Origin of the sequence: Thalassospira sp. A3_1 (genome assembly GCF_017744215.1) — a bacterium.
GTDB classification, from domain to species: domain Bacteria; phylum Pseudomonadota; class Alphaproteobacteria; order Rhodospirillales; family Thalassospiraceae; genus Thalassospira; species Thalassospira lucentensis_A.
On sequence record NZ_JAGHQQ010000004.1, the window covers coordinates 118,341 to 144,592 of the forward strand.

At 57.8% G+C, this 26,252-nt stretch carries 4 protein-coding genes; 3 read left to right on the forward strand and 1 reads right to left on the reverse strand.

Annotated features, from left to right (window positions below):
* From J7395_RS17305 to J7395_RS17315, 3 genes are read left to right on the forward strand one after another with little or no spacing between them, the layout of a single operon-like run.
* Positions 1-6,366: a non-ribosomal peptide synthetase/type I polyketide synthase gene (locus J7395_RS17305; protein ID WP_209222702.1), complete on the forward strand. Its 6,366-nt coding sequence runs from the start codon at positions 1-3 to the stop codon at positions 6,364-6,366.
* Positions 6,366-21,932 (forward strand): non-ribosomal peptide synthetase, encoded by a 15,567-nt coding sequence (locus J7395_RS17310; protein ID WP_209222704.1) that lies wholly within the window; start codon positions 6,366-6,368, stop codon positions 21,930-21,932. The genes J7395_RS17305 and J7395_RS17310 overlap by 1 nt, the downstream gene beginning before the upstream one ends.
* A complete protein-coding gene (locus J7395_RS17315; RefSeq protein ID WP_209222706.1) occupies positions 21,932-25,456 on the forward strand; it encodes an alpha/beta fold hydrolase in 3,525 nt (1,174 codons plus the stop codon). Before J7395_RS17310 ends, J7395_RS17315 begins: the two co-directional genes overlap by 1 nt.
* A 12-nt stretch (positions 25,457-25,468) precedes the next feature.
* Here J7395_RS17315 and J7395_RS17320 read toward each other — a convergent pair whose 3' ends face one another.
* The gene (locus J7395_RS17320) at positions 25,469-26,230 is read right to left on the reverse strand and encodes a hypothetical protein (RefSeq protein ID WP_209222708.1); all 762 of its coding nucleotides are present in this window, start codon (positions 26,228-26,230) and stop codon (positions 25,469-25,471) included.
* Positions 26,231-26,252 lie beyond the last annotated feature (22 nt).

Consider the following 26,252-nt stretch of genomic DNA (forward strand, 5'->3'; position numbering starts at 1 on the left):
TTGCAGAAGCGCACAAACACGTTTGCGCCGGGGACAGAACGGCAGGGAGCACCACTTACAACGCCGCAGGCAAGCATATGGCTTGACTGGGCCAAAGGGGATGATTGCGCAAATTACAATATTTGCAGCGTCATTCGCTTTGACGGCGATCTTGATATTCCTGCCCTTCACAAGGCCATCGTCCAAACCGATCAGGAAAATGACGCCCTTCGTCTGCGCTTTGGATCCGAAGGCGGCAATCCCTTCCAGTTCCTCGCCGATACCTGTCGCGAAACCGATTTCAGCGTCATCGATTTAAGTTTTGCCGACGATCCGGTTCTGATCGCCCATCACGAAGTCGAAGAAATCCGCCGCCGTCCGCTTGATCCGGAAAACGGACACCATTGCCGCCACCGCCTCTTGCAACTGGGCAAAGGGCGTTTCTGGTGGGTCCGGGTTTATCATCATCTGGTCTGCGACGGATATGCAGGCCATCTGATGGCAATGCGCGCAGCAGAAATATACAGCGCGCTTAAAACCGCTACCCCCGTGCCCGAAAGCACATTCGGGTCTTATCTCGATTTTATCATCGCCGATACGACCTATCCCGAAACACCGGCCTTCCAACGCGATCTTGCCTATTGGCAGGAACGCCTGAGAGACGATCACACAATTACCCGGTTTTCATCCGACAAACCGTCGGGAAAACTGGTTCAGGCCCGGCTTGAACAAACCCTGGATGGTCAGGAACTCGCCAGACTGACCCAGACAGCCAAAGCCTGCGGCACATCGCCGACCGCCATTGTCATGGCCGCCTATTTCATCCTGCTTGGTCAGATCACCCATATCAAGCACCCGACCGTCACCATGCCGCTTCTGAACCGGTTGGGACGGGCCGAACGCCAGACGCCGGGGGCATTTTCCTATATCGTGCCCTTCGATGCCGATTTGGGCAAACATGCGCGGTTTTCCGATCTGGCCCGTGATATCTTTGCCCAGGCGCGGCGCGATGTCCGGCATATGCGCCTTGGCGCGCCGCGCATGCGCGCGGCACGGCTGGGTGCCAGGGGCTTGTCGGGCAATGGTGCCTTTTTCAACAGTCTGGACGGGGCAGACCCCTTATCTTTTGCCGGACTCGATACACGCCGGGTCAATATCTATAACGGGCCGGTCACCGACCTTGGCCTGATCTATATGATGCAGGCCCTAAGCCCGGACAGGCAGGAAGCCGAAATCATCTGGCAATATGATACCGCTTGCCATGATGTTAAATCCGTTACCCGCATCGCCGACCGTTTCCGTCATTTCCTGTCCCGTGCACTGGACGATCCGGAACAGGAAATTGCGACGATTGCCGCACCGCCATTGGACGAGCTTGCCGTTATCCGCAAACTTGAAACCGGCCCGGCATTCACAAGACCGGTTCCCGAACTTCTCATTCCTGACCGAATTCAGCACGCCATATCATCACGCCCCGGCGATATCGCGCTGATCACCGATGATGGCCGCGAAGTCACCTTTGCAACGTTGGGCCACATGACCAATGCCGTTGCGCATCACCTGCGCCAAAACGGGATTGCAGCGGGTGACTTTGTCGGCATGAATGTTTCGCCGAGCGCGCAGCAAATTGCCACTGTGATCGGCATCCTGAAATGCGGGGCAGTCTGTGTGCAGCTCGACCCGTTGCAGCCCGTCGCACGCAACGCGTCGATGACACGTCATCTTGATTGCCGACTGGTTCTGAGTGACAGCACCGACGCATGGCGCGAGATCGGCAACACCACCATCACGGTGAAGGATATCAATGCCGTGCCGGGCATTGACGGCAGAACCGTCTTGGAAGATGTCCGTGCCGATATTTGCGGTGACGATATCGCCTTTGTCTTCCATACGTCGGGTTCAACCGGGCAACCAAAACCGGTTCCCGTTCATCACCAATCCCTTGCCGACAAGATCGACGTCGCCATTGCGCAATTCGGCATCGGATCACATGAAAACGGCAATCCTGAAACTATGGGACTTTTCCCATCGCTCGGATTTGATCCATGGATGCATCAATTCTGTGTCGGATTGATCTGTGGCCATCGTATGTGGCTGATGACCCATGCGATACTCAGCGACGGGCATAAATTCTGGAACGGTGTAGCGCGACACCATGTCACCCACCTTATGTCAGTGCCGTCATTTTATGAAAGTGTGATTGATGCCATTCCGGCCGATGGCAACTTCAAATTGCGCCGAATGATCATTGGCGGCGAGGTCCTGCAACCAACACTTTCCCGGCGGCTTCATTCCGTTTTCGAGTCTGCCGATATCTGGAACTGCTATGGCCCGACCGAGGCCACAATCCATGCCACCACCCATCTGGTCCCAAGGGACATCAAAACCAAAAACATCCCGCTTGGCCACGTCGACAAGGGTGCGTTTGTCCGGATACTTGATGAGGACGGGAAACGGGTACCACTTGGCGTCCCGGGCGAGATCTATCTCGGCGGGACAGGACTTAATCGCGGCTATATCAATATGCCTGCTGTGACCGCCGAAAAATTTGTCAAAGACCCGACCAGCGAAACGGATGAAACCTTCTATCGTAGTGGCGATCTGGCTTCCTGGGGCGAAGACGGGCTGCTTTATTATCACGGGCGTACCGACGAACAGGTCAAAATCCGTGGGCAGCGTATCGAAATCGGAGAAATCGAATACCAGCTTTCGCGCGTACCCGGCGTCGGGCAGGGTGCAGTCTTGTACGTCAAAAACAATCATGGCGGCGAACTGATCGGCTATCTTTTGCCGGACGGAAGCCATTCGAAACGGCCTGATATCGCAACCGTGCGCAGCGAACTGGCGCGCCATCTGTCCGATGCGGCCGTTCCAACCCGCCTTGAGTGGGTGGAAACGCTTCCTTTGCTACCGTCTGGCAAAATCGATCGCAAGGCACTTGCCCAATTTGCTCAAGCTCCGGGCGGCAAACAGCCTGTTGCACAAGAAACGCCGCCCCCCGCATCCCGCAAACCCGATCAGATGCGCATTCATCAAATGGCCGAAAAAATTGCCAAAATCTGGATGGATCTGATCGAAACCGACGAAATTGAATTCGATACCAACCTGTTTGAAGCTGGCGCCCATTCATTGCTGGTACCGCGCGCACAGTTTGCCCTGTCAAAACTCGCCGGGCGCAACATTGCGTCTGTCGAAATATTCCAGCACCCGACGATCAATTCCTTTGCCCTTCACCTGTGTGCCGATAACCAGACAGTTCCTGAAATCGCAAAGGCCGAACCGGTAAAGACCCAACGCAATGTGTCTGAAAATCATGACATTGCAATTATCGGCATGTCGATGCGCCTGCCCGGTGCGGATGATCGCGACACCTTCTGGTCGATGCTTGAAAACGGTGTCGATCAGATAAAGGACGTTGATATTTCCCGCCTGCGCACGCTGGGTGGTGATCCATCAGCACTGGAAGATGCCGATTTTGTCGCGCGCCACGGGATTCTTGACGATATCGATATGTTCGATCCCGCGCCCTTTGCCATGACTACGGGCGAAACCATCGAAACAGATCCGCAGCAACGCCTGCTGCTTGAAGTCGCCCTTGGTGCCCTTGAAGACGGCTCTTGCGATCCGGCGCGTGATGGACCGGTTGGGGCTTATGTCGGGGTTGGTTTCCCGACCTATCTGGTCGACAGCCTGCGTGATCGCCTGCGCGGCCGCCCCGATGCCATTCGCTATGGCATGACACTCGGCAATGACAAGGATTTTGCTGCAACACGGCTTGCCTACAAGCTGAACCTGACCGGCCCAGCCATCGCATCCTCGACCGCCTGTTCGACCGGCCTTGTCAATATTGCGCTTGCCGTCGAAGCATTGCGATCCGGCCAGTGCCGTGTCGCTCTTGCCGGTGGTGCGGCCCTTGGGCTTAGCCCGGCCGGGGGATATTACTTCACGCAGGGCGGCATCGGATCGCGAAGCGGTGTCTGTCGCCCGTTCGACAGCAAGGCAGACGGCGTTGTCGGCGGCAGCGGTGCGGCCATTGTCCTTCTGAAACGTCTTGATGATGCCACCGCCGACAGGGACACCATCCATGCGGTGATCAAGGGCGTCGGCATGAACAATGACGGTTCGGCGAAGGCTGCCTTTACCGCGCCTTCCGTCGATGGACAGGCAAAGGCCATGCAAACCGCTCTTGACGATGCCCAAATCGATCCTGTCACCATCCGCTTTGTCGAAGGCCACGGGACCGCAACCGCCCTTGGCGATCCGATAGAGATCGCCGCACTCAACAAGGCATATGCAAAAACCGGTACATCCCCAACGCACCCGATCTGGCTTGGTTCGGTCAAAGGCAATATCGGCCATCTGGACAGTGCCGCCGGAATTGCCGGTCTGATCAAGGCCATACTGGCAATCCGTCACCGGGCATTCCCGCCGACCTGCCATTTCAATCAGCCAAATGAAAATCTTGGCCTGGATCAGGGACCATTTCGGGTAAACAGTATTGTTGAACCATTATCAAGTGGCGGCGATGAACCGCTGCGTGGTGGTATCAGCAGCTTCGGGGTTGGTGGCACCAATGCACATATCATCATCGAAGAAGCCCCACGTACCGATAAACCGGCATCACCCACGCCAAAAAACAATATTCCCCTCATTCTGCCCTTCTCAGCGGCAAGCGAAGCCGCCTTGCAGAAGCTGCTGACCAATACCGCAAGCTGGCTTGAGCGAAACGGGTCAGGCATATCGATATCCGATGTTGCAAACAGCCTGTCACGGCGGCACGCCTACCGGTTTCGGACCGCGATCGTTGCCACAAACATCAACACAACGATTCCCGCCCTGACCAATCCGAAATCGCCCGCCCATCATCAGGCCGTCGCCCAACGCAACACCCCGTCCATCACCTTCCTGTTCCCCGGCCAGGGATCACAACGACCGGGCATGGCCGCCGACCTTTATGCAGCAGATCAAACTTCGGCGGCGATGATCCGCAATGCCTGCCAGCAGGTGGCAAAGATCGGTGGTCCTGACGATCTTCTTGAATTGCTAACCGTTACCGATGAAAGCGCGGCAACATCAAGCCGCATGGCACGCACCGAAATCGCCCAACCCGCCCTGTTCATTTATGAATATGCACTGGCAAGCTGGCTGATCGAAAGCGGCATTTCACCCGACGCGCTGGCCGGGCACAGCATTGGCGAATATGTCGCAGCCTGCATTGGCGGGGTCGTGTCCTTTGACGATGCGCTTCGCCTTGTGGTCACGCGCGGTCGTCTGATGGGACAAACCGAACCGGGATCAATGTTTGCCCTGTCCATGACCGAGGCCGAAGTCGGGGATCTGCTGGCGGCCTTTGGCCCCGATCTGTCAATGGCGGCTATCAACGGCCCGCGTCAATGCGTGGTGGCTGGCAGCAACGACTGTATCGACGCACTTGAACAACACATCAAATCACAGGGTAAATCCGGCCGGCGGCTTGTGGTTTCGCATGCCTTCCATTCCCGCATGATGGAACCGGTTCTGGACGAATTCCGCAATGTAGTCACCAAAATCAGGCTGAACGTATCAACCCTTCCGATCCAGTCCAACCTGACAGGTAATTGGCTGACACCCGAAGACGCGACCAATCCCGATTACTGGGTTCAACATCTGCGCAATGCGGTGCGCTTTGCCGATAACATCAAGGGACTTTTGGCCGGAATGCCCGAAACGATCATGGTCGAATGCGGTTTTGGCAACACGGCAAGCCGCCTTGCCATCGTCAACGGCACGCCGACCGGCAACAGCATTGCCCTGCAACCGGCCCCCGGTCCCGACACCGCCCGAAATGCAAATGCCCCGATCACCGGATCAAATGCACTGGCCGCGACGATCGCCCGGCTTTGGGTCATGGGAACCTCGCCCGACTGGGACCGGGTGAACCAAACCACAAACGCCCGCCGCATTCCGTTGCCAACCTATGCCTTTGACCGGCGCCGGTTCTGGCCGGACAAGGCAATCACCACGACCGCCGATCCGAAACCTTTCGCCGTTCCCGCCGCCCCGGCAGAGGCCACAATGCCCACGGCACAGAATGCGCCGGATATCCAATCCGACACACAGGCGCAATTCACCATCTTGGCGATCTGGCGCGATATGTTTGGCGATCCGGCAATCGGCCCGGACGACGATTTCTTTGAACTTGGCGGCGACTCATTATTTGCCGTCCGGATCGCGACACGTCTTTCCGAAGTCCTGAATGCCGAAATTCCCGCTGCCGTAATGTTCGAAGGCCGCACGGTTTCAGGTGTTGCCAACCTGATTGCATCCTTTGATAAAAACAGAGTGCCTACCAATGCTCCGCCTGCGCCAGCAGCCCCCCTTTCGACACGCGAACAGGGAGTGCTGTAATGAATACCGATCAGTTGTTACGCCGCACACAAACCGCACGCGACCTGCTTGATAAACTCCGTCAGCGCGACATTGTGCTAAGCCTGCATGCCAACGGGCGCGATCTTTGTTTTGATGCACCGACTGGTGCGTTTGACGATGACCTGAAATCCGAAACCCGTGACCTGAAGGCTGAAATCATCGGCCTGCTGCGTGCACCAGTCGAACCGGAAAATAAGGGTTCCACCGCCGGGCCGATCCTCAAATCCTTCCCGGCCCATCCCGCCATCGAAGGCCAATGGATTGCAAGGCGCGATCAGCCGATAAACGCCAATTACCACATCGTCACCGGCTTCCCCCTCCCGGAAGGAACCGGTTTCAGCGCCGTCCGTGATGCGATTGGCGCCATTGTGAAACGCCATGATGCCCTCCGGTCCACCTTTGTTGAACAGGACGGCCAACTGATCCAGCGTGTGTATGCCCACATGCCGGTAACGGTGCGCAAGATCGAAACTAGCCGTGAAATCCGTCATGGTCTTTTTGATCTCGCAACCGGTCCTCTGGCCCGGTTTGGCTATATCGAACAGGACAACGAACAAGCCCCGCAACTGATCATTGCAATTGATCATCTGTGCTTTGATGGCCAGTCGGTCATGTTGCTGCAAAAAGAGCTTCGTGGCATTCTTGCCGGAGACACCCCCGGAAACATCCCCGATATCGAAGAACTTGTGCGCAATGCGCATCGCAATCTGGATCGGGAACGCGGCGAAATCGCACGGAACTTCTGGTCGGCACGAACCGATAAACTGCTATCCGTCGGACTGCCTGATGACCCGTCAGCGGATCGGAACGGTGGTGGCAAACGGCTTTTGATCGAGCTGACAAGCGCTGACGCCGACGCTTTCGCAAAGCTTGCCAGCCATACCCGCAAAACGACCCAGACCACACTCTGGGCGTCGCTCACCATCGCCGTGATCGCCCGGCACAAGGAAAACGGCACAGCCATAATCGGGCTGCCCTTTGCCGGCCGCAGGGATAAGGAAACCATGCAGTCGATGGGCTGCTTTGTGAATGTCCTGCCCGTCGCGATCAAACCGGATATGGCAGATAACCTTGATGCCCTGACCAGACAGGTCGGGCACGAGGTCCTGTCCATACTCGATGTGCAGGATTATCCCCTGTCGCGTCTGGTGCACGATCTGACAAAGGCGGCACAGGGCCCGACCGGCCTGCCGTTCGATGCCGTCCACGTAATGGAAATCAGTGACAGCCCCTTCGTGATCGAAGATCTCGACTTCGGGGCAGGCAAATTCCCCCTGATGGTCGGCATGACGAAAAACGGCGCGGAAACATCTTTGGCCGTCGAGTATCAAAGCAACATCTATGGCGAAGCATGGATCGAACGTTTTGCAAAACGTTTCCTGACCTTTGCGCGTGCGCTTGCCCAAAACCCGGAAATGCCGCTTGGTCTTGTGGATATTCTTCCCGAAGACGAACGCGATCAACTATCCATCTCGCTCAACGATACCGCATCGGATTACCCACGCGACTGCGGCCTTGGCGAATTGCTCGCCCGGCAGATCACAAACCCGGCCAACGCGGGCAAGATCGCCCTGCAGGATCGCGATCAGAAAATCACCTATAGTGCTTTGGGGCAGCGGGTCGCCGCCATTTCTGCCGGGCTCGATGCTCTTGATGTTACGCCCGGCTCAATCGTCGCCCTTGCAGCGGATCGTTCGCTTAATGCGATTATCACCCTTCTTGGCATTGCCTGGCACGGTGCGGCTTATCTACCGATTGATAAATCGCTGCCGGGTGATGCCATTGCGACCCTGATGGAAGAATGCGGTGCCAACGTTCTTTTGTGTGACAACACCGAATTTGATCGCCTGTCGGGCATTTCTGGTCGCGTTCGCATCGCACATCTTCCTGACACCAACGCAACATCAAATGCATCCTTTGCCAAACGTGCGGGCGATGATCTGGCCTATGTCATGTTCACATCGGGCTCGACCGGTGCGCCCAAAGGGGTGCTGATCCCCAACCGGGCTGTCGCCCGTCTGGCTGTGAACAATCGGGCGCTTGCATTTGATGACACCGATGTCATGGCACAGGCCGCATCGCTTGGTTTTGATGCCGCAACTCTTGAAATCTGGGCACCGCTTCTGAATGGCGGCAAACTGATTCTGATTGATAACGAAACCCTGTTTGATCCAGCCGCCCTTCGCAATGCCCTTGAAGATGGCTGTGTTACCACCATGTGGCTGACCGCAAGCCTGTTTAACCGTATCGCCGATGATGCCCCGGGTTGCTTTGCGCCGCTCAAAAGACTGCTTTCCGGGGGCGAGGCACTAAGCCCCACCCACCTGCAAAAAGTCATGACCGCCTGCCCGGGCCTTGCCCTGATCAACGGCTATGGCCCGACGGAAAATACCACCTTCACCTGTATCCACCCGATCACGCCGCAGGACGTAAAATCGGCAACCATTCCGATTGGTCGGCCGATTGGCAATACGCGCACCTATATTCTTGATGCCGGCGGGCAACCCGTTCCGACCGGGGTCTGGGGTGAACTTTATGCCGCGGGCGACGGGCTGGCTCTCGGATATTCCGGCGCGCCCGAACGCACCGCCAAGGCATTCGTCACGTTCGATCATTTGCCCGAAACCCGCCTTTACAAAACCGGCGACCGCGCGCGCTGGCGGGCGGATGGCGTGATTGAATTTGGTGGCCGTCGTGACGGGCAGGTCAAAATTCGCGGGTACCGGATTGAAACCGCCGCCATTGAAAAACGACTGAGCCAGATTGACGGCATTCGCAATGCCTGCGTGATGCCGGTCGGCAGTGGTGCCGATGCCTTCCTTGGTGCCGCCATCGCCGCCGATCAGGATAGCAGCAGTACCTGGATGCAAATCCTTGGCCGCAATCTGCCCGATTACATGATCCCCGAACGGTTTGTCGTGCTGGATCATCTGCCGGTCAATGTGAATGGCAAGGTAGATCGCAAACAGCTTCTTGGTGCTCTGAAAGATACGGCACCACTTACCCCCCAAACCGGCAACGCCAACAGCAGCAGCGAACTCGAACAGATCGTCGCCAACCATTTCAAATCCCTGTTTGGCAACCGCGACATCACCGCATCGTCGGATTTCTTTGCATTGGGCGGACACAGCCTTGTCGCCATGCGCCTTGCCGGATTGCTCGAAAAATCCAGCGGCATTCGTCCGAAACTTCAGGATATCTTTGTTGCCCGAACAGTCGGCGGGATCGCAACCCTGCTTGCCAACCATAAACAGGATGGCAGGCAATTCCTGATCCCCAAGGCAGACGGCCCGAAATTCCCGCTTTCAAGCGGACAGGCCCGTCTTTGGGTCCTCCAACGCATGCAGCCCGACATGGCCGTTTATTCCGTCCCCGCTGCGTTTGAAATCAATGGCCCGATTGATGCCGATGCCCTGCAGGTCGCCCTGCACAAACTGGAAGAACGGCAACATGCGCTGCGTCTGCGTTTCAAATCCGACCCCCATCATCCCGATGGCGTCAGCCAGTATCTGGCACCCGCCGGTTCATGGGTGCTTGGCCGCCACCAAATGGACGAAGGCCCCGCCCGCCTTTTCATCGCGCGCGAAACCGTCCGTCCCTTCGACCTTGAAAACAAGCCCTTGGCAAGGGCCGATCTCATCACACTCGCCCCGAACCGTCACTGGATGCTGGTTTCCCTGCATCATGCGATTTGCGATGGCTGGTCGATGCCGACATTGCTGCGCGATCTTGCAGCCCTTTATGCCGCAGAAACCGGAACAGCCACCCCGTCGTTGCCATTGCTTGACCGCCATTACGAGGATTTTGCAAGATGGCAACACAGCTATTTAAGCTCAGCCGATGGCAAGGATTTGCTGGCCCGCTGGAAAGAACGGCTGTTGCCCCTGCCCGAACCGCTGGCCCTGCCAACGGACCGGCGCCGGCCAAAAATCCGTCGTTTCGCCGGTGATTTCCATGAAACGGCCTTTGGCGAAGACACCGCGCGTCTGATCAATGATGCGGCGGATCGGCGTGGTACAACCGCGTTTTCCATTCTGACCGCCTTGGTCCAAATCCTGATGTACCGGCAATGCGGGCAGACAGATATCCCGCTTGGCATGCTGGTGGCGGGCCGCGAGCAGACTGCCCTTGATGACGTGGTTGGCTTCTTTGTGAACACCGTCGTTCTGCGTCAGAATGTCGATCCGGATGCCGGGTTTGACGACCATCTGACCCAAACCGGCAAAACCATCATTGATGCCCTGTCCGATCAGGCCGCCCCGTTCGAGGATGTGGTTGCCGCCGTCAATGCCCCGCGCGATCCTGCCCGCAATCCGTTATTTGATGTTCTGGTCGCCTGGCAGGACAGCATCCCCGACCTCGGCAAGCTTGGCTATGCAGAACTCTCGCTTCTGAAAACCGAATTCCCGTTCTCGAAATTCGATCTTGCGTTCTATTTCAGCAAACGGAACGACGCCCTTTTGTGCCAGATCGAATTTGATACCGACCTGTTTGACAAATCCACCATTCAGGCAATTTTCAACCGGCTTGAAATCCTTGCCTGCGCCGCCCTGCCCAAACCATCGACAATCAAAATCGCCGAATTGCCGATCCTGTCGGCGGACGAATGCGACCGGATTGATCAATTCAATGCCACCGATCTTGACCTTGCGATTGAACGCAGCATTTCCGAACCGTTCCTTGATCAGGTCCGCGCCACGCCAACCGCACCGGCGGTTATCGGAACGTCTGCAACCCTAAGCTACGAACAATTCGCCCGTCGTGCGGCCGGGATTGCCGCAAAACTGCGCGCGGCATCAATTGGTCCGGGTGATGTGATCGGCGTTGCCGTGCGACGGTCGGTCGATATGCTGGCCGCCATTCACGGGATACTTCTATGTGGAGCGGCATATAGCCCCCTTGACCCGGATCACCCCGAACAGCGCCGCAAGGATATGCTTGATGATCTTGGCTATCCGCGTGTCATCACCACCGACGATCTCGCCCATCTGTTTGACGTCGACAATGTCCTGATCATCGATGGCACCGAAGATGCCGATATCCCTGATGCGATCAACGCACCCGATGATCTTGCCTATGTGCTGTTCACATCCGGCTCGACCGGTCGCCCGAAAGGTGTCGAAATCGCCCATCGCGGTGTTCTGAACCGTATCCTCTGGATGCAGGACGCCTTCCCGATTGGCCCTGATGACGTCATTTTGCAAAAAACCCCGATCACATTCGATGTGTCGGTCTGGGAACTGTTCTGGTGGTCATGGACCGGGGCGCGCGTTGTCCTGCCCGATCCGGGTGTTGAACGCGATCCGCAACAACTGGCCCAGACCATTCGCGATCATGGTGTCACCACCATGCATTTCGTGCCTTCGATGCTGGCAAGTTTCCTGTTCTCGGTCGAACACGGGCTGGTCGATATCGAAAACCTTGGCAGCCTCAAACGCGTTTTCGCCAGTGGCGAGGCACTTGACCCGGCACTGGTAAAACGCTTCAACGATCTGCTGTTTGATCGCTTCGGGACCGAACTCCATAACCTTTACGGCCCGACCGAGGCGACGGTGGATGTCACCTGGCATGCCTGCTCGCCGCTTGATAATCCCGATATCGTTCCCATCGGCAAACCGATTGCCAACACCACCATTCGCATCCTTGATGACAAACTGGGCGACATGCCGATTGGCGTCACAGGTGAAATCGTGCTTGGCGGCCCACAGATCGCGCGCGGCTATCGCAACCGTCCGGAACTGAGTGCCGAAAAGTTCCCCGATGATCCCCGCAATCCGGGCCATAAACTGTATCGCACTGGTGATCTGGGCCGCTTCCTTGCCGACGGGTCGGTCGAATATCTTGGCCGGATCGATCATCAGGTCAAAATTCGCGGCTTCCGCATCGAATGCGGCGAAGTCGAAACCACGATTGAAAGCCACGATCTGGTTGAACGCGCCCTGGTCAAGGCGGTGCGGGTTGGCGACCTTGATGAATTGCATGCCTTTGTACTGGGTGACGGTGAACTGACCATTGGTGTCCTGCGCGATCATCTGCGCACCCGCCTGCCCGAATATATGATCCCGGCACGTTTCTTTGCCCTTGATCACCTGCCTCTCACCAGCAGCGGCAAGGTCGACCGAAAGGCCCTTTCGGGGACACCGATGGCAGGGTCGCCAAAAGTCGCCAACCGGAAACCAAAACCGGCTATCGCGGCAAAGTCGGATGCCGACAACCATGACCTGGCAAATCTGGAACGCGTTCTGCAACGGCTGTGGCAGGAAATCCTGCCCGGTGTGATGGCGGATCGAGAAGACGGTTTCTTTGATGTCGGCGGCAATTCGCTTTTGCTGCTGCGCCTGCATGAAAAAATCAATGCCCGCTGGCCCGGAAAGGTCAGCATCGCCGATCTGTTCGCCAGTGCCACCATCGCACGTCAGGCCGAACTTCTGGCCGGGTTGAATATCGCAACCGACGATCTTGCAGCGGCGCAAGGTGCCCAGCTTGCCACCGACGAACCGATTGCGGTGATCGGCATTGGCCTTCAGCTTGCCGGGGCGGATGATGTCAATACATTCTGGTCGGACGTCGCCCGCGGCACGGATCGCGTGCGTCCGCTTCCGCCCGAACGCGATCATGAAACCCGCGACATGATGGCCGCCATCGGCCGTCCTATTCCGAAAAACTTCCGCGAAGCCGCCTATCTTGATCGCATCTTTGACTTCGATCCGGGCCGTTTCCGCATGGCCCCGGCGGATGCCGCCCTGATTGACCCGGAACAGCGCCTGTTTATCGAAACCGCCCTGATGGCGATGGAAAATGCCGGTTATGGCGGGCAGGCCCTGCGCGGTAAAAAGGTCGGCATTTTTGCTGGTGGCGGTGCGAACCCGGCATGGCGCGTTGCCATGGAACATGTCGCACGTGACAGGGCCGAACAGGTCTTTGCCCTTAACGTGCCCTCGAACATGGTCACACGCCTGTCCTTCCTAAAAGACTGGCACGGTCCGGCAAATATCATCGACACCGCTTGCTCGTCATCCTTGGTCGCCGTCCATCAGGCCTGCCAGAATTTGCGAAGCGGCACATGCTCCATCGCCCTTGCCGGCGGTGCAAAACTGATCCCCTGCCCACCCGATGCCGATGGTGGCTTTACGATTGATTCTTCCACCGCACGCACCCGCGCCTTTGACGACGCCGCCGATGGTACTGGCATGGGCGAAGGCAGCGTTGTCTTTGTCCTCAAACCGCTTGGCAACGCCATCGCCGATGGCGATCCCGTCCATGCCATCATCTGCGGCAGTGCCGTCAATCAGGACGGCGCCTCAAGCGGCGCTGCCGCCCCCAACCCGGCCATGCAGGCCGATGTCATCCGGCAGGCGGCCCGCGCGGCCGACATCGAACTGGGATCACTATCGTATATCGAGGCGCATGGCACCGGCACGTCGCTTGGCGATCCGATTGAAATTGATGGCCTGACCCGTGCCTTCGCCGGAAGCACGGATGAACATGGCTTCGCGCTAATCGGCTCGGGCAAGGGCAATTACGGGCATCTTGATGGTGCCGCAGGGGCGCTTGGTCTTGCACGCGCCATTATGGCATTGCGCTTTGATCAGGCCCCGCCACAACCCTTCTTTGAAACGCCCAACAGCCGGATTGATTTTACCCGCGCCCCGGTGCGCCCGACCAACCGCCTTGAACCCTTGGCGGACCGTGGCGCACCAAGACGTGCCGGTGTCAGTTCCTTTGGGCTAAGTGGTATCAACGCCCATGTGATCCTTGAAGCCGCCCCAAAACACGCGGCAAATGCACAGGATGAAACCGCGCAAAACGGGACCTTCATCCTTGCCCTGTCTGCCGCCAACGAGGCGGCATTAATCGACTATGCCACCAAGCTGCATCGCGATATTGCCAATGACACCGGCCTTGCTATTCGTGACATCTGCCACACGCTGGCAACCGGGCGCGACCAGCTAAGGCATCGCTTCGCCGTTGCGGTTTCGGATCGCGACAGCATTCTACACGCCCTTGCGCGATTGATCGCCGGTGACATGGCAAATTGCGCGGCCCCCAAACCTGCCGCCGGTGCCTCATCGGTTTCTGCGGTTTCGGGCAATCTCGCCGATGCAACCACCAGCGCCCACCAATGGCTGGAAGGTGCCAATCTGATCTGGCCCGACGACATTCGCGCGCGCCGCGTATCCCTGCCCCACGCGCCATTTGCAAAAATCGTCTGCAAACCGGTCTTTGGCGGTAACCGGGCACCGGATATAGCCATCATGACCGGTCCGGTCGAAACCGAAAGGGGCCGCTGCTTTGCCATTCCGGTTGGCACGCCGTCCTTCTGGCCGACGGGCGAACATCATCTGAACGGACAACCGACACTGGTCGGCATGGCTGTTCCTGCCATGATCGCCACCGCCATCCGCAATGGCACGGGCGATCCGGCGGTGCGGATTTCCGACCTGAAATGGCAAAAAACCCTTCTTCCCAATGCCCTGCCCGATGGTACGGCAACGCTTTTGCTTGGAAATGATGGTCTTGTCGAACTGGGTGGCCGCCTGAAAAACGGCAAATGGTCGGTCTTTGCCACCGCGCGCTGGGCCAATAATACACCGGAAAGCAGTCATCACGATAATTTGCCGTCGCTCGACCATGCGCGCGCAAAATGTACCCTTACGGCCAATATCGCCCCCTACGCCGCCCAGATCGGGCCGATCACGATCAGCGACCGTTGGGATTGCCGGGTGTCCATGCAATACAGCGCGGACGAAACCATGGCGATGATGCATCTGAAACTGAAACCGCAATATCATGCCGACCTGCGTGACTGGGTCATTCATCCCGCCATGGCCGATATTGCGTGCAGCATGATCCTGACGGCAGAGGATAATGGTTCCATTCCCGTCGGCGTTGACGAAATCACACTTCATGCGCCCTTTACCGACGATATCCTTGTCTGTACCGAACGCCATAAACCGGGACAGGCCGACTTCTCCTTCTTTGATGCCCAAAGCCAGAAGCTGCTTCTGACCATACGCGGCATCCGCTTCTCGCGGCATGGCAGCGGCACGGCATCATCCACCGCATCCGCCATGCCGGAACTGCTCGAAATCGACTGGCTGCCGGAAAACGTTGAAACGCACCCGATACCTGAAAACACTCTCATGATTGCCGATGGTGATTTCTGGCCGGTCCCGGCTGCCTGCCAGCGCACCCATCCCGACGCCATCAGCAAGGATATGCTGGCAACAGCGCAAAACGTCATTCTGGCCTTGCAACCAGGCGAAGACATCGCCCTTCGCACCGCCCGCTGCCTGCGCAATGTGCTGCGTGGCATCCGTGGACGGATGCGGCTTGTCGTGACCGGATGTGGCGCCTATCAAATCGATAGCGACACCATCCCCACCGATCCGGATCAAAGTGCCGCTGCCGGTGTTGCCATCGCCGCAAGCACCGAAGAACCCCGACTTGTCCTGAGCTTTGCCGATATCGCACCTACTGATTTCATCACGCTTATTGGTGGTGAACTGGCAGCCGGACCGGGCCGCGATCCGGTTTCGGTTTATCGTAATCAGATGCGTTATCACCGCAAACTCCGCCCGGTTTCCGGTGCGGGCAATCTGGCAAAGGCCAACTGGCCCGATCACGGCGTCTGCGTCGTGACCGGCGGCACCGGTGGTTTTGCTATGGCCCTTGCCGAAGAAATGGCGATGGGTGGCAAAGTCGCGCTCGCCCTTCTGGCACGTCGGGGCGAAACCAGCCTTGATGCGGTTGCGCAGTCAAAACTTGCCGACCTTCGCGCCAAGGGTATTAAGGTATCAATTTACGCATGCGACGTTGCCGATAAAAACGCCCTTTCCGATACGCTTGCCACGATCCGAAATACCCTTGGCCCGATCACGGCCATCGCCCATGCCGCCGGGCTTGCCGATGGCGGATTCCTGGCCGTGCGGGACATGGACGCGTTCGAGGATATCATGGCCGCCAAGATCAATGGCGCCCGTCATCTTGACGCCCTGACCGTAAATGACCCCGTGCAGGCCTTTGTCATGTTCGGCAGCCTGACGGCCATCGTCGGTGTGCCCGGTCAGGCCGCCTATAGTGCTGCCAATGCCTTCCTTGACGGTTTTGCCCGTTACCGCAGGTCACAGGGGCGCCCGGCCCTGACCATCGACTGGTGTGCCCTTGCCGAGCAGGGCATGGCCGCGCGTCATAATGTACCGCTTCAGGATGGAGCCACCATCACCCCGCAACAAGCACCGATCTTCTGGCGTGATGCCATGCATACCACGGCGGCACAGCTTGTCGTGCTTGATCCCGCCCTTGCCGGTGAAACAACCGCACAACCGGCAAAGCCCGTTTCCGCACCGGTATCTCCATCCGTAGCGACACAGCCATCTGTACCGGCATCTGCACCGGCATCCGCGCCGAATATCCCGCAAAGGATCGCCGCCATCTGGGCCGAAACGCTTGGGTATGATGCCGTCGCCCCGGATGATGATTTCTTTGCCCTTGGCGGCGATTCCATCACCGGCATGCAGATCGTCGACCGCATCAATACCGAACTGAAACTGTCACTGGCAATTTCGGACCTTTTTGCCGCACCGACGGTGTTCGACCTGTCCGCGCAATTTGCCCCGTCAATTGCGCAAACGCCAGACCTTCATGAAACAGCCGGGGCAAAACACACCCCGACAGACAGGATTGCAAAAATCTGGGCCGAAATCCTTGGTTATGACACCATCGACCCGGACGAGGATTTCTATGCCCTTGGTGGGGATTCCATCACCGGCATGCAGATCGTTGATCGCATGAATGCCGAACTTGCCTGCAATATCGGTCTTGCCGATCTGTTTGAAACCCCGACGATCACGGCACTGGCCACAAAGATATCGCCATCCGTTGAAACAGCGACACCATCGCCCGTTTCCCTGTTGCTGGCACCAGAACCGGCACAGACCAAAACCGAGGCCGAGGTCGAGGTCGAAGCGGACCCCCGCCGCGCACCGGAAATGGAATTCTATCCGCTGGCCCCTGAACAGGTTTCGGTTCTGCATGCCGAACAAAGCGGCAATCTCGGCACGGCCTTTAACCTGCCGCATGCCTTCATGCTGGATGATAATGTTGATCTTGATCGCCTGCGCGATGCCATCACCCGCCTGACCGAACGTCATGAAATCCTGCGCACCCGCTTGATCGCCAATGGCGATGACTGGGTCATGAAAATTCTGCCACTTAACGAAGCCCTGCCCGATCTGACGCTGATCGAACTTGATGCTTCCGTATCGCTTGACGATGCCGGTGTAGAGCTTGTCATGCCGTTCGATCTGGCAACGGAAATTCCCGCGCGCTGGCGTCTGCTATGTGCGGTTGACGGTCAAAAGGCACTGTTCTTTGATATCCATCACACGGTTTGCGATGGCTTTACCATTGAAATGCTGCTCTCGGAATTGCTGGCGATTTATCGCGAGCAGGCCTTGCCCCCGCTCCCCTATCAGCTTCGCGATTATGCGTACTGGAGCCAGCAACCCGAAAGCCTGAAGCGGCTTGAAACCGCACGTGATTACTGGCTTTCCCTTTATCAGGGACCGCTTCCGAAACTGGATCTGCCGTCTGATCGCAGGCGCCCGGCCATCCACAGTTTCACCGGCGAAATCGTCGCGTTTGATATTGATCTAGCGGTGCTGAAATCGGCGCGCAAATTCGCATCCGACCAACGCGTCACCATGTTCTCGCTGATGATGGCGACATGGTTTGCCGTGCTTGGCAGGATCACCGCAACCGACGATCTGGTCATCAGCGTCCCGGTTAATCAGCGTGATGGTGCTGGTTTCCGCAATGTGCCGGGCATGATGGTTTCGCTTCTGCCGCTCCGCATGCAGATTGCTGATGATGAAACTTTCGCATCCCTTCTGCACAAGGTGCAAAACCACCATATCGATGCCCTGCGCCATCGGGCCTATTTCCTAGATCTTCTGCTGGATGATCTTTCGCCACCGGCCGAGCCCGAACGCACCCTGCTATCGGAAGTATCCCTGTCTTACATGAATTATGCGCAGGGCGATTACGGACCGGATGATCAGGCCAAATCCATGCGCCCCATCGGCCTTGGACGACAGCAATGCAAGAACGATCTGGCGATATTTGTCCGCGACCTGCCGGAACGAATGGTCATCTCGTTTGACTATTATGCCGATATGTTCGATCGCGACCGCATGATCGAACTCGGTCACATCTTCACGAAAACCCTGCAAAAGCTGGTTGCGACGGACACCTCCGCAAGCACAGGCCCGATTGCGTCCCTTGATCTTCTGCCAGATGAGCAGAAAGCCAATATCGAAATCTGGGAACAGGGACCAGAACCCGACACCCGCCTTGATACGGATGCGAATGCCGGGATCTTTGCGATATTCGCCAGACAGGCATCCATCACCCCCGATGCCCCTGCCATCCGCGATACCAACGGCACATGGACCTTTGGGGAACTGCATGCCAATGCGTGTGCCATTGCCCATTGCCTGCAAACCGCAGGGATCGAACCGGGTGATCTGGTTGCACTGCATATTGAACGCGGTCGTCCGGCCATTGCCGCCATTCTCGGGATTACTGCCATCGGTGCGGGATATGTCCCGCTTGATCCTGCCTATCCGGCGGCACGCAATCAATTCATCCTTGCCGACAGCGGTGCCAAACTGGTTCTGGTCGATGATGCCGGTCATGACGCGCTGGATGCGTTGGGTGCCTTGTCCGAAACCGTTACCCCATCCCCGCAACGGATCAATATCGCGGGCATTACCCCGGCACCAACCGATTTCAAACTGCCCGAACTGACCAACGCGGACAGTTTGCCTGCCTATATCATGTATACCTCCGGCTCGACCGGAACGCCCAAGGGGGTTCTGATCGAACAGGGTGCCGTGCGTCGGCTGGTACTTGGGGCGGATTACGCCAAAATCGTTGCCTCTGATGCGGTGGCACAGGCGGGCCCGCTGGCATTTGATGCCTCGACCTTTGAAATCTGGGTGACCCTGCTGCGCGGTGCCGAAATCGCCGTCATTGATCGTAATGATCTGCTTGATCCGGCCAGGCTCGGCGATGCCCTGTCGCAATTTGGTGTTACGAAAATGTTCATGAGTGTCGGCCTGTTTAACCGCCAGGTCGATCATGATCCCCAACCCCTTGCCGGGCTTGATATCCTGATGATCGGCGGGGATGCGATCAGCAAACAGCATGTCAGAACCTTTATCAACGCCTGCCCGCACGTCACGGTTCTGAACGGCTATGGTCCGACCGAAAGCACGACCTTCGCCGTTGTCGGCCCGATCACCGAAAATGATCTGTCGGGTGATACCGACGCCACCATCATTGGCAAACCCATCGCCCATACCAAAACCCTGATCCTTGATCAGAACGGTCAACGCGCGCCCGTCGGGGTCTGGGGCGAATTGATGATTGGCGGGGCGCGGCTGGCGCGTGAATACTGGCAACGTCCCGACCTGACCGGCGAACGGTTCATCCCCGATCCCGATCAGCCCGGCCAACGGCTGTATCGCACCGGCGACCTTGCCCGCTGGACCCGTGATGGCCGGATCGAATTTGGCGGTCGCCATGACAATCAGATCAAATTGCGTGGCTTCCGCATCGAACTGGATGAAATCGAACAGCAGCTTCAATCCGCACCCGGCATCAAAAATGCCGTTGCCCTGTTTGATGCCAACGCGCCTGATGGCGGGACGATCATCGGCTGCATTCAGACGACACAGGATCAGGATGTCGATATCCCTGCCCTGATGACGTGGCTTGGCACACATCTGCCCGGCTACATGATCCCGGCGAAATGGCATATCGTCGATACCATCCCGATCACCGCCAATGGCAAGGTGGATCGCAGGGCGCTACTCGAAACGGTGCGCACATCAAATGCGATGGCGCTTGACGGCGGCACCGACACCCCGCCCGCCAACCCGGCCGAGGAACTGGTTTGCGATATCTTTACCGAGGTGTTCGCAACCCCGATCCGTAACCGACACGCCAGCTTCACCCAGCTTGGCGGTCACAGCCTGATGGCGATCCGGATCGTAAACCGCATTGCCGACCGCACCGGCAAACGCATCAGTATGGCCGACTTCTTTGCCGATCCCACGGTCATGGGGCTTGCCCGCCATATCGACAATGCCACCATCAATATCCACGCCACCGGCAATGGCCAAATCCCGGCCGCACCGGCAATGGAATATTACCCGGCCAGCCACGCGCAAAAGCGGCTTTATCTTCTTTCAAAAATGGATGGCAATAGCGGCGCCTATGGCATGCTTTATGTCTTCCGCTGCACCGGTGATTTGCGCGCCGATATCCTGCAATCGGCCCTGACCCGGCTGGTGGACCGTCATGAAACATTGCGTACCGGCTTTGCCGAGCATGACGGCACGATCACGCAGAAAATCCACGCCACCACTCCGCCCGCCGTCGCGTTTGATGATCTTGCGGGTCATGCCGACCCGGCCCGCGAAGCCCTGCGCCTGGCACGGCTTGAGGCCGCAACACCGATCATCCTTGATCAGCCCCCATTGATCCGCGGGCGTGTGATCCGGGTGGCCGCCAATGAAAGCCTGATGATCCTGATGACCCATCATATCGTCGGCGATGGCTGGTCTTCGCGCATCCTGATCAATGAACTTGGCGCGCTTTATGATGCCGTTCTTCATGAACGGAACGATGCCCTACCGCCACTTCCGATCACGTATAAGGATTTCGCCCATTGGCAATCCGGGCAGGATTGGGCAGATGCCGCCGATTACTGGCGTCAACAGCTTGCCAACGCGCCGGATCAGGTCAATCTGCCAACCGATCGGCCCGTGCCCGAAAAACAATCTTTCCGCGGGGCACATGTGCATCTTGCCCTGCCTGATGATGTTTTATCGGGCCTGCACCAACTTGCCAGCCGGAACAAAACAACCCTGTCATCGGTGGGCCTGTCGCTGTTTTCCGCCATGCTCTATCGCCTGACACGCCAACGCGACATGGTGATCGGCATGGGCGTTGCCGGGCGCGAACGCATCGAAACCGAAGGCCTGATCGGCTTCTTTGTCAATGTCCTGCCAATCCGTATGCAGCTTGACGACGATACCGATCTTGTCGATCTGATCCGTGCCACCCATGTCAATATTGCCGATGCGCTGGACCGGCAGGATTTCCCGTTTGATGAACTGGTCCGGGCCGTCGCGCCAAAACGCAAATCCAACCGTCAGCCACTGGTAAATGTGGTGTTCGAATGTCAGCGCTTCGAAGCCGTAAGCGGATTGGCGCAAAACGGCTGGGCTCAATCCGGCTTGCCGTTGCTTGCCCCCGATGCTGCGGGCATCCTGCCATCCAATATGGATGCCTTTGTCGATAACACGACGGCCAAACATGACATCATTCTGTTCCTGACCGAAGAATCCGGTCAGGCGCGCTTTACGCTTGAATATGACACCGATCTGTTTGATGCGGAAACCATGCAGCGCTGGTTGGCATTCCTTGGCAAATTCGCCGCTGCCGCCGCACAAAACGCCCAAAAGGACGCATAATGAAAATCGCCGATTTCGATTTTGAAACCCTCGATACGCCAACGCCCGGTATGAATGGCACGCCCGATGTTCCGCCATCGGCAACAACCGGCAGCATCATCGACCGGTTTGCGTCAATTGCGGCGTCTTACCCGCATCGCATCGCAACCCGCGATGAAACCGGCGAAATCAGCTATGCTGACCTTGATCGTCAAAGCAATCGTATCGCGCATTTCATTGCCGGTCTCGCCCTGCCGACCGGATCGCTTATCGGCGTAATGACCGGACGCAACCGCCATTACATCGCGGCAACCCTTGGCGTTCTCAAGGCCGGTCTTGCCTTTGTGCCGCTTGATCCAAATGTGCCGCTGATCCGGCGCACCACACTGGTTCGCAATGCCGCACTGCCACTTATCATTTCCGAAACCACCCATATCGGTGATCTCCACCAGCTGCAGTGGCGCTGTAAAACCGTCACCAACATTCTGTGTCTTGACCGTGACGATATCGATACCCTGACGGAAAATCACGGTTCCCTGATGTCGGTCGAACTGTGGGATCATCTGGCAGGGGATGATGCCGATAACATTCTGGCTGGCGGCTGGAAAAGTGCCTTTACCGGGCAACCGATTGCACAAAGTGCGATGGATGCCTTCGGGGCCAATGCGCGCAACAAGGTCGCCGGTCTGGTATCGCGCAATGCCCGTGTGCTTGAAATCGGCTGCGCGTCCGGCTTCACCATGAAACACGTCGCCCCGGTGGTCGGCACCTATGTCGCGACCGATCTGTCACGCCGCAACGTCGAACGGACCGAGGCACTGGCGATCAATCTTGGCATGACGCATGTCATCGGTCGGCAGCTTGGCGCGCATGATATCGATGTTTATGAACCGGGCTCGTTCGACCTGATCATCATGAACAGCGTCATCGAAAACTTCCCCGGTTACGGTTATCTGCGCACGGTCCTGACAAAGGCAAAAACCCTGCTCGCACCGGGCGGGGCGATTTATCTTGGCAATGTATGGGATGCGGATCGCCGCGATGATTACCTTGCCGATCTGGCCCGGTTTGCCCGCGAGACGGTGGGCAAGGGTTACAACACCCGACTTGATTTCCTCGAAGACCTGTTTGTCCCGCAATGCTTTCTTGAAGACTGGGCACGCGAACAGGGCGGCTTTGCCGCCAACCGATCCGCCATCGATGCTGACGGGTTTGATCCCGCGCCCTACACATTCGATTTCGTCCTGACATCGGATGCGGCAAAACACCCCGTCGCACCCAAAAAGCGCCGCCACGATCTGGCTGCGCTTAATGCCGCGAACGATCAGCGCCCTGCAACCGTGACATCGGCAAACGATCTTGCCTATGTCCTGTTCACCAGCGGCACCACCGGCACGCCTAAGGGGGTGATGATCGAACATGGATCGGTTGTGAACCTCGCCCAGTCGGTACTTGATACGCAGTTAAAACAGATCGGTGCCGATGATCCCGACCGCGCCCTTAACCTGACCTGTGTTGCGCCCTTTGCCTTTGACGGCTCCATCGTTCAGATTTTTGCGGCCATCCTGAACGGGCATTGCCTGAACATCACCGGATCGGCCACACGAAGCGACCCCGAAGCCCTGCATCACCTGATGGTCACCAACGCCATTGATCAGCTTGACGCAACGCCAAGCCTGTTTTCCCTGCTGCTGGATTACTGGGAAGAAAACCGGCTTTCCTGTCCGGCAAGGATGGTCGTTCTGGGCGGCGAAGCTGTTTCAAGCCGACTGGTCGAACGTTTCTTTGCCCTGCCCGGCCAGACTGACCGCAAACTGGTCAATGCCTATGGCCCGACGGAATGCTGCGTTTCATCGGCCCAGTATGTGATGACCGCCCACAACCACAAACAGATCCTGCCACCCCCGATTGGCCGCGCCATTCAGGGTGTTTATCTGGAAATCTGCGATGATATGGGCCGCCCGTTGCCCGATGGTGTTCCGGGTGAAATCCGCATTGGCGGGGCCGGTGTTGCACGCGGTTACCTGAACGATCCGATCCTGACCGCGCAGAAATTTGTGACCGACCCCAACGGCAACCGTGTCTATCGCACCGGTGATATGGGGCGGCGGCGCAGTGATGGCGAAATCATTTTCCTTGGCCGCGAAGACGGTCAGATCAAGGTTCGCGGCAACCGCATCGAACTGGGCGAAGTCGAACATGCCCTGCTGACACATCCCCATATCCGCCGCGCTGCCGTGGTCGCCCATGACCGCCATCAGAACGGCAATGTTGTTCTGGTCGCTTACGTCGTCACCGATGACGATGCCCATGCCTGTTTCGATATCGCAGCGTGCCGGGCAAAACTTGAACAGGCCCTGCCGAACTATATGGTGCCCAGCCACCTGATCACGATGGATGATCTACCGCTGACCGTAAATGGCAAGATTGATCTTTCACGCCTTCCAGTCCCCGAAAACACCGATCAGGTAACGGGCGTCACTGCCAAGCCGCTTGGCAGCGACCATGAAAAAACCGTCGCCCGCCTGATGGGCGAAGTCCTTGATTGCACCATCGATGACGCCACCGCCGATTTCTTTGAACTCGGCGGCCACAGCGTCCTTGCGGTTCAGTTCCTGTCAAAAATCAACAAACTCACCAACGTCAAAATCCCGCTGGGTGATCTGTTCACCTGCGCCTCGGTCGAAAAACTTGCCGCCCGCATTTCCGAACGTGAAAACGCCAGGCATGTCAAAAGCCCGATTGTCACCGTCAATGCATCGGGAACCAAACCGCCAATGGTCTGCTTCCATCCGGTCGGCGGCAATGTTCTGTGCTATCAAAACCTTGCCCGTGAATTCGGCCCCGATCAGCCGCTTTACATGGTCGAGGCACAGGGCCTTGAAGAAGGCCAGAATTTGCAGCCCACGGTCGAGGAAATGGTCGCCGCCTACATGCCCGCCATCCGTCAGACAGTCCCCGACGGGCCAATCCATGTCATCGGCTGGAGCTTCGGCGGATTGCTGGCCTTCGAAGCCGCCTTCCGGATGCAGCAGGCCGGAATTGATGTGCGCAATATCATCCTGCTTGATGCGATTGCCGTGCCCGATGCGGTCCGCGCCATATTGCGCAAGGGCGAGGCAGAATATCTTGCCGATATTTTTGCCGAACTGGGCCTCGTCACGGTTGACGAATTGCGTCCGTTAACCCCCGAAGAACGCATCGACCTGTTACTCGAACGCGGCAAGAATTGCGACCTTCTGCCTGACGAGGCAGATCGCGGCACCATGCGCCGCCTGCTGGCCGTGTTCCAGAATAACGCACTGGCCGCCGTCCATTACGTCCCGCCGAAAATTGACGGGATTGATGTCCTGCTGCTGCGTCCGACAACCGAAACCCGCGCCGCACCCAGCATCGAAGGCGATCAATATAGCGGCTGGCAAAGGGTCGCGGGTAATGCTCTGACCCTTGAATGGGTTGGTGGCACCCACGGATCGATGATGTTCGATCCCCACGTGATCGAAGTCGCCGAACGCATTCGCCGTCATCTTGAAAAATCGAAATGATGGACTGAAAACTCAGGCCCAGGGCAGGCTTGCCGGATCGAACCGCGTTTGATCCGGCAATGTCAGGCCAAGCCACCCCTGAGCACCGGGCCAGATGATGGTGCGATACTGCCCGAAATTGGCATACCGCACCTCAAAACAGGCCCCCTCGTGCACAATCGATGACGGCGCGTAAAGTTCAAGCGGCGTCATCATTCCCGTGGTAATGGTCTTGGCAAGGCTTTCGCGTGCCACCCAAAGCAGGCAGGCCGCCCCATGATCATCCAAATCATGGGCACGGATCATCGTCCGTATATCGGGCGCGATCCCGTCCAGAATTGCGGGCACATCCTTCATCACCGGCAGATCAACATCAATGCCCAGCGGATGGGCACGATGAAACACAAGCGCCACCGCAAACCGGTCCGAATGCGACAGCGAAACTGCCATGCCCTGCACATCTTCGCCGCCGCCAACAATCATTGGCTGATCAAAAACCCCTGATCCGATTTCAATCGATTGCGGATCAATCCCCGGCAAATGGGCCGTCAACGCGGCCTTCGCCGCCAACCGCCCGCTGATAAAACTTTTCCGGCGGCGATCATGCCGAAACCCCGACAGCCGGGCTTTTTCGGCGGCATGCAACTGGCTTTCTGCCAGTTTGTTACACCCGGCATCGTCCATATCGCCAAGATCAAAAACCGCCAGCGTCGCCCGCAGGATATCGGACGGCACAAATGTGCCGGTGCCCTTCGGGCGCTCGAACACAAGGCGATGGGTTCTGATCGGGGGCATGCAGTGGCCTTTTATGCGTCAT